The sequence below is a fragment of the Sporosarcina luteola genome (genome assembly GCF_023715585.1).
Taxonomy (GTDB): Bacteria; Bacillota; Bacilli; order Bacillales_A; family Planococcaceae; genus Sporosarcina; species Sporosarcina luteola_D.
In genome coordinates this window covers 302,187-314,162 of sequence record NZ_JAMBOK010000002.1, presented here as the reverse complement: position 1 = coordinate 314,162, position 11,976 = coordinate 302,187, and the positions used below count along the sequence as shown (strand labels likewise).

General features: G+C 45.4%; 11 protein-coding genes and 5 tRNA genes. 2 read left to right on the top strand and 14 right to left on the bottom strand.

Translation table 11 applies throughout. The annotated features are described in order from the left end of the window. Positions 1-114: 114 nt before the first annotated feature. The 9 genes from M3193_RS11970 to M3193_RS11930 form a co-directional block, all read right to left on the bottom strand. Complete coding sequence (locus M3193_RS11970) at positions 115-747, bottom strand: zf-HC2 domain-containing protein (protein ID WP_251627934.1); 633 nt, start codon at positions 745-747, stop codon at positions 115-117. Between the two features lie 13 nt (positions 748-760). Then, positions 761-1,324 carry an RNA polymerase sigma factor SigW gene (gene sigW / locus M3193_RS11965; protein WP_251627932.1) on the bottom strand — a complete coding sequence of 188 codons (564 nt, stop codon included), beginning with the start codon at positions 1,322-1,324 and terminating at the stop codon, positions 761-763. A gap of 194 nt (positions 1,325-1,518) precedes the next feature. Then, positions 1,519-2,424 carry an arginase gene (rocF, locus tag M3193_RS11960; RefSeq protein WP_251627930.1) on the bottom strand — a complete coding sequence of 302 codons (906 nt, stop codon included), beginning with the start codon at positions 2,422-2,424 and terminating at the stop codon, positions 1,519-1,521. Between the two features lie 70 nt (positions 2,425-2,494). Then, entirely contained in the window at positions 2,495-4,264 is a 1,770-nt protein-coding gene (locus M3193_RS11955) for a putative bifunctional diguanylate cyclase/phosphodiesterase (RefSeq protein WP_251627929.1), read from the bottom strand. Between the two features lie 430 nt (positions 4,265-4,694). Continuing rightward, a tRNA-Gln gene (locus M3193_RS11950) sits at positions 4,695-4,769 on the bottom strand. A 42-nt stretch (positions 4,770-4,811) separates the two neighbouring features. Next, positions 4,812-4,896 (bottom strand) — tRNA-Tyr (locus M3193_RS11945). Between the two features lie 34 nt (positions 4,897-4,930). Then, positions 4,931-5,005: transfer RNA gene (locus tag M3193_RS11940), tRNA-Glu, on the bottom strand. A 155-nt stretch (positions 5,006-5,160) separates the two neighbouring features. Beyond that, positions 5,161-5,236 (bottom strand) — tRNA-Thr (locus M3193_RS11935). Between the two features lie 7 nt (positions 5,237-5,243). Further along, positions 5,244-5,318: transfer RNA gene (locus M3193_RS11930), tRNA-Asn, on the bottom strand. Between the two features lie 171 nt (positions 5,319-5,489). Between M3193_RS11930 and M3193_RS11925 the strand changes: the two genes are divergently transcribed. Beyond that, positions 5,490-6,155: a hypothetical protein gene (locus M3193_RS11925; RefSeq protein WP_251627928.1), complete on the top strand. Its 666-nt coding sequence runs from the start codon at positions 5,490-5,492 to the stop codon at positions 6,153-6,155. Between the two features lie 259 nt (positions 6,156-6,414). Here M3193_RS11925 and M3193_RS11920 read toward each other — a convergent pair whose 3' ends face one another. Then, positions 6,415-7,092 carry a KinB-signaling pathway activation protein gene (locus tag M3193_RS11920; RefSeq protein ID WP_251627926.1) on the bottom strand — a complete coding sequence of 226 codons (678 nt, stop codon included), beginning with the start codon at positions 7,090-7,092 and terminating at the stop codon, positions 6,415-6,417. 142 nt (positions 7,093-7,234) lie between these two features. On the opposite strand from M3193_RS11920, the gene gerD reads away from it, so the two are divergent. Continuing rightward, a complete protein-coding gene (gene gerD / locus M3193_RS11915) occupies positions 7,235-7,873 on the top strand; it encodes a spore germination lipoprotein GerD (RefSeq protein WP_353056403.1) in 639 nt (212 codons plus the stop codon). Positions 7,874-7,980: 107 nt separating this feature from the next. On the opposite strand, the gene M3193_RS11910 is transcribed toward gerD, so the two are convergent. From M3193_RS11910 to M3193_RS11895, 4 genes are all read right to left on the bottom strand, one after another. Then, entirely contained in the window at positions 7,981-9,039 is a 1,059-nt protein-coding gene (locus M3193_RS11910; protein ID WP_251627924.1) for an Mrp/NBP35 family ATP-binding protein, read from the bottom strand. A gap of 78 nt (positions 9,040-9,117) precedes the next feature. Further along, on the bottom strand, positions 9,118-9,831 hold the full coding sequence (locus M3193_RS11905) for an N-acetylmuramoyl-L-alanine amidase (protein WP_251627922.1): 714 nt from the start codon (positions 9,829-9,831) through the stop codon (positions 9,118-9,120). A gap of 408 nt (positions 9,832-10,239) precedes the next feature. After that, positions 10,240-10,536 carry a rhodanese-like domain-containing protein gene (locus M3193_RS11900; RefSeq protein WP_251627920.1) on the bottom strand — a complete coding sequence of 99 codons (297 nt, stop codon included), beginning with the start codon at positions 10,534-10,536 and terminating at the stop codon, positions 10,240-10,242. A 158-nt stretch (positions 10,537-10,694) separates the two neighbouring features. Beyond that, positions 10,695-11,909: a NupC/NupG family nucleoside CNT transporter gene (locus tag M3193_RS11895; protein WP_251627918.1), complete on the bottom strand. Its 1,215-nt coding sequence runs from the start codon at positions 11,907-11,909 to the stop codon at positions 10,695-10,697. Between the last annotated feature and the right edge of the window lie 67 nt (positions 11,910-11,976).

The following is an 11,976-nucleotide window of genomic DNA, read 5'->3' as shown; positions in this document are numbered from 1 at the left end:
GGGAACGTTTTCAGCCTAGTTTTGTTTCCTACCAAGGAAAGCTTTTCGCGAGCAGCATTCATTGTGATGAAAAAAACGACTGCGCTCCCCGTTGCCGGGAAGGCAGTCGCTTGACTATTCTTCCTGTTGCTCGCCATCCGAAGAAGGGATGATGTCCTTGATGGTAGACTTGATTTTATACCATAGCCAGTCGAAGGCCTGATCAATTTCTTCGCTTTTCCCTGTTACGACTGCTGTCGAAGCCATATATTTGGAACCATGAATAACTGTTACATTGCCATCCACTTCCCCTTCGATACGGAGATTTCCATTTTTGACGACAATATCACCTTTCACAACTTCACCGGCGGGAACTACTACCGTTTCCCCTTCAACGACAAGATTCGGCTGTTTCGTGAAAGAGAACTGCTGGTTGTTGCTATAGCTTGAAAAGAGCGTAGCGCTCATTAATAGTAAAAATAGTGCAGCCGCAGCCACGAGTGGGTGCCTGCGTAATAGGCGCTGAAAGCCTGCTTGCGATTTTTCTTTTGGGAGACGTGCCATGACGCCTGAGACAAATCCTTCCGGTGCTTGAACTGGAGCTGTATCCTTCAAGAATAAAGCTGCCATTTTCAGTTCATCCATCATTTCCCTGCAATGTTCACATTCAACAAGATGCTTTTGCAGCACTTGCTCTTCTTCACGGCTAATGTCTCCGTCTAAATACGCGTGCATTAAATGGATCACTGATTCCTGACACGTATTCATACATGATTCCCTCCTACATAGTACCCATCTGCTTCCGTAATGCTTCCCGTCCACGGTGAACCCGGGTCTTCACGGTTCCAAGTGGTAACTCTAAAATATCACTGATGTCCTGCAACGGCAATTCTTCCATATAGCGTAGGATAATGACGGTACGGTATTTTTCGGGAAGCCGCCCAATTTCATATTGGACACGTTGCTGCGCTTCCATACGCTCTACCTCTTCCTCCGGCAAGTCGCCGGATGCCGCAATCTGCGAGTACATGTTCAGGCCGTCAGTTCCGGGCACTGTTGCATCAAGATAATAGTCCGGCTTCTTTTTTCGAATTCTATCGATGCATAAGTTTGTTGCTATCCGAAATAACCAAGTAGAGAACTTCCGCTTTTGATCGTACGTATGGATATTTACATAGGCACGTACAAACGCCTCCTGGGCTATATCTTCCGCTTCTTGGGGATTGCCGAGCATTCGATAACAAACATGATACAGCCGATGTTGAAACATGGTGACTATTTCCTCGAATGCATCCTGATCGCCTTTGATCACTTGATTTATTCTTTTATTGACCAATTCATCCAATGACTTTCATCCTCCGCTCTATGCGGCTGTTCCTTCTATACGTTCGAAGGGTCCAACTGGTTTCATTTTTACTCCATGTTTTTTATTTTACCAAAGATTGATAAATTTTTCCGTTCTTTTAGGAAATTCTTTTACAAAAATCAATTACGGCTAAACAAGCAAAACCGCCTGGATGAAAACCCAGGCGGCCATTCTCAGAGTAATTTTTCCCCTAACAAGGATCCCATCAATCCGACTGCGACATCAGCAGTTTTGTTTCTTTCATCGAGTATTGGATTTACTTCGACAAATTCAGCTGACGTGATTATGCCTGCATCCTCAAGCATCTCCATTGCGAGATGGCTTTCACGATAGCTTATCCCGCCCGCCACCGGTGTTCCGACTCCAGGTGTGTAAAGTGGATCGAGCCCATCCAGATCCAATGATAGGTGAACCCCGTCAACGTTCTTTTTCTGCAAGTAAGCAATCGCTTCTTTCATGACCGAAGTCATTCCATCCCGGTCAATTTCGTGCATTGTAAACACTTTGATGCCTAGATCTTTAATAAGCTCACGTTCCCCCGGATCGACTGAACGTGCACCGATGATGACTATATTTTCGGGCTTCACTTTCTGCCCTTCCCGGTAAGTATTCACTAGTCTCTCATGTCCCAGTCCCATCAGGACCGCAAGCGGCATCCCGTGGATATTGCCTGACGGCGATGTTTCTGGCGTATTCATGTCAACATGTGCGTCATACCAGATGACGCCTAAGTTTTTGTATTTCGATGTCAAACCTGCTATTGTCCCGATGGCAATGCTATGGTCGCCTCCGAGTACGAGAGGAAAGTTTCCTTTCTCTACGACCATAGCTACTCGGTTCGCAAGTTCACCAGTCGCTTGGACAACTTCCTCTAAGTTTTTCAACTTTGCAATTTCCTGATCTTTTCGTTCAACTGCGCTTACTTGTACATCTCCCTCATCCTGCAGCGTGTGCCCGATCGCTTCCAATCTGTTTACCACGCTGGCATATCGAATTGCGCTTGGTCCCATGTCCACGCCTCTACGGCTTTGTCCGTAATCTAGCGGAACGCCTATTAATGATATTTTCATTTTTTTCATAGTTGTCAGCCCCCCATCCATATTGTAATTCTTCTACCGGAATGGCTCAACCTGACAAGTTTTTGGATATTTATTCATTTTCTCCGGATTTCAAAAACAGGAGTTCACAATCAGCTGGAGACAGGGGCTTGCTGAAGAAATACCCTTGGCCTTCCCTACAACCTAATTTATGTAGAATATTCGCTTGCTCTTCTGTCTCGATCCCTTCAGCAATGACATTGAGACCCGCAGTGTCAGCCAATGTTATAATTGCCTTGACAATCGCCCTGCTATTTTCATTCACCTCGATGTCCTTTACAAATGACATATCGATTTTTACTGTATCTGCAGGCAGTTCCTTTATATAGCTGAACGTGCTATACCCGGTTCCAAAATCGTCGATCGAGACATGCATGCCTAAATCCCTGATCCGTTCAATAGCATCCCGCATCTCAGACCGATCCGCGAAGGAACTCTCAGTCAGCTCAATTTCAATAAGTTCCGGTTCAACTTTCTCTTCGAATAAAATTCGTTTGATCGACTCGACGATATCCGGATCTTCCAGTTGGACGGTCGACATATTCACTGCCAAACGAAAAGCCATATACCCTTGACGCTTCCATTGTACCGCCTGCTTGCAAGCTTCACGCAAAACCCATTCGCCCAATGGTAAGATGATTTTCGTCTCCTCGGCTAAAGGGATGAATTTATTCGGCGGAATCCGACCGAGATCCGGGTGATCCCAGCGAACCAATGCCTCAATCCCTGATAATTTTCCACGCGACAAATTCATTTTCGGTTGATATTCCAACGTGAAATGTCCCATTTGAACACTTTTACGCAATTCATGTTCCAATAAAATGCGTTCCAACGTTTTGGTAGCTGTCCCCGGCTCGTAAACTCGATAGTTTCGGCCGCCACGCTCCTTAACATAATGAAGAGCCTTTTCCGCCTTCATAATTAGCTCTGACGCCGTTTTCGCGTGCTTCGGAAACAGGGCAATCCCACTGCTTGTGGAGATGGTGCACGTTTCATCGTTAATGCTGATTGGACTTTCCAAACAAGCCTTTATTTTCTCCATCAACTGCTTTGCTTTTTCTTCATTACTCGCCTCTGTTAACGTAAATGCAAATTCGTCACCCGATATTCTACCGATGATATCATCGGAACAAAGTACTTTCTTCAACCGCTTCGCGACAATCGACAGTACATAATCGCCGGTTTCCTGTCCGAAGGAATCATTCACGTTGCGCAATCGGTCGATGTTCAAGTAAACAACCCCTAGTCTCCACCCGAATTTTTCATTAATAACCGCACGCAACTCCTTGCCGAATGAATTGCGATTAAGCAAAGAAGTTAGTTGATCGTTATACGCCAGGTCACGGTTTTCTTCGACAATCTTTCGATAATTTTCGGCGTCCTTGCGAATCTTCTCCTCCATGAGCTTTCTTTTCGTAATATTATAACGGATGGAAATATACCTGTTCGGAATTCCTCGTTCATTCAAAAACGGGACAATCTTCGTATCCACCCAGTAGAAACTGCCATCCTTCGCACGGTTGCAAATTTCTCCGTGCCAGATCTTTCCACTGCCGATCGTCGACCACATGTTTTTAAAAAACTCTTTCGAATGATAGCCGGAATTGACAATTGAGTGTGTCGCTCCGATCAGCTCTTCCGCTTCGTATTTTGATATATTGGTAAACAATTCATTGACATAGGTTATTTTCCCCGTGCGATCGGTCATCGCAATGATGACTGATTGGTCGAGAGCAAATGCTATATCTGCAAGTATTTTCTCCACTTCCTGCTGATTGTTCTCGCCCGTTATTTTCCGCATCTTGTCATAATAATCATGCATGAGATACAAATCCTTTCTGCTGAAGCAGTTCCTAGATGAGGTTCGTTCTGGTAGAGTTCTCGTTTACGGCAGAATAGTTCTCGTTCTCCCGCAAAGAGTTCTCGTTTCTTTCAGTTGTCTCTACTATACAATAGCTGTCTGTGATACTCTTTACATCTGTATGGGATTGACCCGCTTTATGAATATTTATTGAAAGTAGGGGGATTTTTGGCAATAAAAAAAATCCTATCAATGGATGGATTTGAGTGGGTTGTATGTGGATTGTGGTTGTTGATTAGTAAGGGAATTATTGATGGTGCTTGATGTATTAAAACCGATTTGCTCGCAATTCTTTTTTATGTGGAATGCTTTGGGTATTAAAACCTTGTGCTCGCAATTACCTTACGGCATTGCTCGCAAAACTTTTTTATCGCGAAGCGCTAAAAAAGTTTGGCTGGGGTAGCTGGATTCGAACCAACGAATGACGGAGTCAAAGTCCGTTGCCTTACCGCTTGGCTATACCCCAATGATATATCGTGACAAGCTGCTTCCCAGATGTATGTATAAATGGTGGTGGGGGACGGATTCGAACCGCCGAACCCTGAGGGAGCGGATTTACAGTCCGCCGCGTTTAGCCACTTCGCTACCCCACCGAGTTAAAATAATTTATTAAGATAAAAATAAAAATGGTGACCCCTACGGGATTCGAACCCGTGTTACCGCCGTGAAAGGGCGGTGTCTTAACCGCTTGACCAAGGGGCCATACTATAATAATAAATATCTCTTGCTGAATCGCACAAATGCTATAGTAACAAATTCGCAGTCAGAGTGCAAGCCTTTTTTAAAAATCTCTACTCAGAAAGCAGGCGGACATAAAAAAAGTGTCTTGCCTATGAAACAGAATTCTAAGTTTCAACTGGAGCTTCCAACCGGATTCGAACCGGTGACCTCTTCCTTACCATGGAAGCACTCTACCTACTGAGCTATGGAAGCATAAAAATGGCTCCGCAGGTAGGACTCGAACCTACGACCGATCGGTTAACAGCCGATTGCTCTACCACTGAGCTACTGCGGAATCGTAATTAATTTTCCCAACGACATTATTTAGTTTAACTGATAGCCTGGGGAAAATCAACTTTAATTTCATTACCCCGTAACGACTTTCTTATATTAGCATGTTCCAATCATATTGGTCAAGCCTCTATCATAAAGTACCCTATAGATTTCGTTTCAAAGGGGATGTAACTTGAGAGCAAAACTATTTCTTCTAATTATCGTATGTTGTGCTGCTGCAATGTTTTTCCCAAGCATGCCCGGATCGGATTCGTTGAAGTCTGTTTTTCGATTGACGGACGAGCCGCATGAAGTGATCGTCAGAGGAATGTCGGGATCTGCGATGACCATTAATATTTCATTCGGAGATGAGGAAGTGGAGCAGCTGATCCATGAATTAAAGGCTCCCTACCCATTGCTTCTTCTTGATATGGATTGGGCCGGGCGCTTTCCTGAAATCGTACAATTGATCAAGAAACGTAATATCCCTACCGGCTTATTGGGACATGCCGGGATTGAGTATGAACAGAATACACCTCTCCTGATAGCACAGCTAGAAAGATACGAGAAAATTTTCGGCTCCAAGCCACTATGGTTCAGAACGTCCGATGAGCAGTTCCCTCATTCGCTGCGGGCCGCTCTTTGGGACACGGAAGTGAACGCCCTTGGTTCGTCTGTCCGCTGGTATACAGGAGAGCCGCCACCGGTCATCGAAGGTGAAATCATTTCGATTCCGCATTATCGCGAGGAAAGGATTACGGTAACCGACTTCAAAAAGCTGGCTGAAACGCGCCAGAACAAATCATTGGAAGATGTCCTGTTCAATATGTCCATCAAAACGAAAAAAATTCCGAAATAACAAAAGCGCAGGGCGCCTGCCTAGAGGCAAAGCCGTCACGAAGAACGGCTTTTGCGACCACAAGCGCAGCGTTGGGAGCAATGTTTTCTGCGACCCTAAGGGAGCAATGTTTTCTGCGACCCTAAGGGAGCAATGTTTTCTGCGACCCTAAGGGAGCAATGTTTTCTGCGACCCTAAGGGAGCAGGTGTTTTGAGGCTATTATTCTGTAGACGTAGACAAAAGCGCGGTTCCCCATTAAGTGAGGAACTGCGCTTTTCATCATTTCGCTTTTGCAGTTTCCGCCGTTTTACGCGCTTGTTTACGTGCATCAAGCCTCGCTTTGTCCTCATCGGATTGGCGGTTATACTTCGGCAGCATGAGAAGCTGATAGGCATTGACCGCAAGAAGCGGGAATAATAAAATCGTCACCCATGAATCAATATTGCCCGACCGGACCATTAAAGCCGGCAGCCATTCAAGTGTCGTAATGACAATCATGAAAAACAATGCGGATATGAGTGTGTGCTTCTTCGTCAATTTCGCTTTGAAATAGGCAGTGACGATGGAGACAGCCAATAAGGAAAATAACAAAGTCAAATATAGAATGGTCCGCCCTGTTTCCCCTGCCGTTAATTTGAATCTGAAAAACACGAGATCAAAGATGACGACCGCAATGATCAGCAGCTGTACCCAGTTCCATAATGTCAATGTCTTAAATAAGTTCACGCCGAATTGATGCACAGTCAAATAGGCGAAAAAACCCATCTGCGCAACGACACTCATCGTAAACCCGAGAAAGATCATCCATAATAAAGCGCTAAGAAATTCTATATATTCTCCCGCAGACAAATATTGCGAAAAGAATTCCCAACGGACGATCAATCCTAGGATGCCCGTGACAACTCCTCCAATTATCAATGCAGTAAAAAAGAATTTAACCCAATTTCGTATGGTCACGATACTGTTCCCCCATTTTAAATTGCTCTCAATAGTGTATCAGCGTTTTGCCAAAAAATCTATTTCCTCGGATGCCTAATGCATATTCCTCTTCATATTGTGAACAATAATTGAAAATGCTATCGGAAGGGAAATTGATCTCATGATGAAAAAATGGGTTCATTTACTTGTACTTGCCGTACTTCTCTCGGGCTGCAGCATGCAACAGCAAGGGCCGAATTACGATGAAATGAAGAAGATGATGACGGACGCTTTGCAAACGGATGATGGAAAAAAAGCTGTCCGTAAAATGCTGTCCGATCCTGAATTCAGGGAATTGATGGTGCTTGAGCAGCAGGAAGTGAAGAAATCTATCGAGGATACGTTATTGTCGAAAAAAGGCGAGGAGTTTTGGAAGCAAGCATTTGAAGATCCGAAATTCACCGAAAAAATCGCGAAAAGCATGAAAGATCAGCAGCAGGATATCATGTCCAAGTTAATTAACGACTCTTCATTTCAAAAGGAAATGGTGGAGTTTTTCGGCCAGCCAGATATGCAAAAGCAAATGGAAACCATATTGCAATCGACGGATATGAAAAAACAGATGGAGAAATCCATTGAGGAAACAATTAACAGTCCATTACTGAAGGCTAAATGGCAGGAGCTGATCCTGAAAGCTGGTGAAGTAGCGCCAACTGAGAAGGGCGGCGGCGGCGGTGACTCCGGTGGAGGTGCTGGGGGTGCTGGCGGTGGCGGCGGAGGCAACAGTGGAGGCGGCGGTAGCGGTGGAGGCGGAAAATAACGTTAGCCCAAGACTTACTCCCACTATACATGCGGAAACTCAACGGAGGCTAAAAAAACGAACAGTCAGTGGGGGTAAATTGGGTCCCACTGATTGTTCGTTTTACTTTATTTTTGCGTTTTATCGATAACTGCCTTTGCAATTTCGGTGTACGTTTGGCCAATCGGATGATGCTCAGCATAAACGGAAGGCGCGAAATCTGTCTCATTCCAATCGGGCTGCCCAAGCGGGATTTGGCCTAGAAGCTCGGTGCGTAATTCCTCCGCTAACCGTGTGCCTCCCCCTTGTCCGAATACATATTCCTTTTCGTTAGACAGCTTCGATTCAAACCATGCCATGTTTTCGATGACGCCAAGCAGCGTATGATCCGTTTGGAGCGCCATCGCACCTGCACGTGCCGCCACGAATGCAGCAGTTGGATGTGGCGTTGTCACAACGATTTCTTTTGAGGAAGGAATCATTTGATGGACATCAAGCGCAACGTCACCTGTTCCAGGCGGCAAATCAAGGATGAGGTAATCCAGAGGACCCCAGTCCACATCGCGGAAGAACTGATCCAGCACTTTCCCGAGCATCGGTCCGCGCCATACGACCGGAGCGTTATCCTCGACAAAGAACCCCATGGAAATCACTTTCACTCCGAAACGCTCCACAGGAATGATCCGATCTTCACGGATCACCGGCAACTCGGTAATGCCCATCATGTCCGGCACACTGAATCCGTAAATATCCGCATCGATCAAACCGACCTTTTTTCCGAGACGAGCGAGCGCAACCGCCAAGTTCACGGATACGGTCGATTTACCGACGCCGCCTTTCCCGGATGCAATCGATATGAATTCAATATCATTCAACGGAGACAGCAAGTCCTGGGCTTCCGCCTCCGTCGCAGTGCCACGGAATTTCTCAAGTGTCTCGGGCGGAAGTTCTTCAAATCGAATACCGACTGAATCCGCCCCAGCAGCTTTTATCACTTCGACCACTTTCATCTGCAAGTTCATTTGTTCCGCCGTGTTGACTTTAGCGATGGCCAATTTTACACTGACATGCTTCTTCTCCGGTTTAACCGATACGCTGATAATCCCATCAGTTTCCGCAAGTGTTTTATGTAAAAACGGATCCTTCAACTCGCCTACTACGTCACGGACAATTTGTTCGTTTATCAATATGGCCACTCCTTAGAGATTTATTCATTCTTCCCTAAGTATACCATATTGAACCTTCTACAAAGTCGGAATTGATATTCACTGTTTTTCCGATAACTGAAATTGAATAATCCCTTCAACAATTGCATCTGCCACTTTCCCACGGTAAGCGGGATCCGTCAACAATGCCCGTTCCTCAGGATTTGAGATGAAGCCGGTTTCTATGAGGACAGAAGGCATTGGAACTTTCTTCAATAAATAAACCCCTTTGATCGCCAAGGCTTCACGCTCGGTATTTTTTAAATTCGTAACGAAAGATCCTTGAATCGATTTAGCCAATAGCTCGCCTCCGGGATGTCCTTCCGCATGATAAAACACTTGGGACCCCCGCCATCTTTGTTCCGGAATTGCATTGACGTGCACACTGAGGAAGATATCGGGATCCTCTTCGATGGCGATATTTTCACGCAACTTCAAATCAGCCAGCTTCCTTTGCCGAATCGTCCCGAACTTCTCAGTTGGTGCATGCTCCGCAATCGCATCTCCTTCTTTCTCACGCGTCATGACAACCATGGCACCCTTCTTTTCAAGCCTCTTCTTCAACTCATGTGCAATGCTTAATGTAATATCCCTCTCTACCACTTCCCCAACTGACGCCCCGCCATCCAACCCCCCGTGCCCTGGATCAATGACAATCTTCATTCCCCCCAGCTGTTCAGGCATGAAAAACCCCCTGTCCGAGGCATTCACACCGTAGAGCACGACAAGAAGGGAGCTTGCAAATAATAACCCGATGATAAGCCATCGTTTCAATCTCACACCGCCTTTTTCCTTCACTATACGCAGACCTTCACGAAGATATGAATGCTTGTATTAGCAAAAGCGAAAGCCGTAACGAAGAACGGCTTTTGCGAGCAATGTTTTCCTGCGACCCTAAGGGAGCATAAGCGCAGCGTTGCGAGCACATCTTAGCTTTTGCCGCTACGCAGAACGGCTTTTGCAAGCAATGTTTTCCTGCGACCCTAAGGGAGCATAAGCGAAGCGTTGCGAGCAGAGGTTCTTGCCACAAAGCACCTTCGACTAATGAGCCGAGCAAATCGAACTGCGAAGGGTTCGATTTGCTGTATTTCTGCGGTTTCTGCAGAAATTAAGGGCCTAATAGCACACGGAGTTTAGACGCGGACAAAAAAAGAAGCCGTATAGGCTCCCTTTTTGCATTGCTTATTCAACATTTCCTTGCCAGTCTAACATGCCGCCGACCATATTTGTCGCGTCATATCCTTGCGCCTCTAAAAACTCTGCTGCTCTTCCGCTACGACCGCCTGATCGGCAAATGATCACATACGGTGTTGTTTGATCGAGTTCTTCCAGACGGTCTGGAACTTCCCCCAACGGAATATGGATTACACCGGGAATCATCCCTTGTGCTACTTCATCCTCTTCCCTTACATCGATCATATGAAGAGTTTCACCATTCTCAAGCTTCTTCTGCAGTTCTGCTGTCGTTATTTCTTTCATGCCTAAAACCTCCTCGTATTCACTTATTTCATCTTAACTACGAGCGCAGCGTACCGTCCAGCACTTTGATTGTCAATTGCCCAAACAAAAAGGACTGCCATAAAATTGACAGTCCTCTTAATGAATTTCAAGCAGAAAAAGTCATATCCAAGCTTTGGTTAAATTAACATCCCCGCAATGGCCGCACTCGTCAGATTGGCAAGTGTCGCTGCGATGACTGCTCGGAATCCCATCTCCGCAATGTCTTGTCTTCTCGAAGGAGCGATTCCTCCTAAACCGCCAATGAGCATTGCCAACGATGAAAGATTGGCAAAGCCGCATAGCGCAAAACTGATCACGGCAACGCTCTTAGGTGATAAGTTAGCTATTTCAGGTGCGAAAGAAGTGTAGGCAACGAATTCATTCAGGATGAATTTTTGGCCAATAAAGGAACCGGCTTGCATTGCTTCCTCCCAAGGGACACCAATGAGGAATGCAATTGGGAAGAATAGATAACCTAATATTTTATCTAGGGATAACGATTCAAATCCAAAGAACCCGCCAACTGCTCCAGTGATCAAGTTAATCAAATAGATGATAGAGATAAACGCGATCAACATTGCACCAACACCAACCGCTATTTTTACTCCATCCATCGCCCCACGGGATGCCGCGTCGATGACGTTTCTGGATTCAGTGTCTTTCACCATTCGAACATCTTCAGCTGTGCTTATTTCTACCGTTTGAGGAACGATAATCTTCGCAAATAATAATCCCGCCGGAGCCCCCATGAAAGCTGCCGACAACAAATATTCGATTGGGACACCTAACATGGCGTAACCGCCTAATACGGCTCCAGATACGCACGCCAAGCCCCCTGTCATTACTGCAAACAACTCTGATTTTGTCATTTTTTCGATATAAGGTCTAATGACTAATGGAGCTTCTGTCGGACCAAGAAAAATATTGGCGGCAGCCGACATCGATTCAGTCTCACTTGTCTTAAGGGCTTTCGCCAATAGTCCTCCAAGCATTTTCGTCAAAAATTGCATAATTCCTAAGTAATAAAGCACCCCTATTAAGGACGAAAAGAAAATGATAATAGGCAGCACATTAAATGCAAAGGTGAATCCTGCACCCTCTGCCCCCAGAACCCCTCCAAACAAAAATTGAATTCCTTCATTGGATGAGTCAATTACCTTTTGGACAATCCCTGAAACGAATTGCAAAATGTCTCTTCCGAACTCCCATTTCAACACCATAAAACCAAAAATAATTTGGATGGCCAAAGCGCCAAAAATAGTTCTCGGATTAATGGATTTACGAGCTGTCGATAAGGCCCATGCAATTGCTAATATACCGATGATGCCGCAAATCCCCCAGATGTATTGCATAGTATCTCTCCTGTCAATGATAATTTAAATGAATACTGATTTATTGAATCCCGAAATCCGCAGTTTA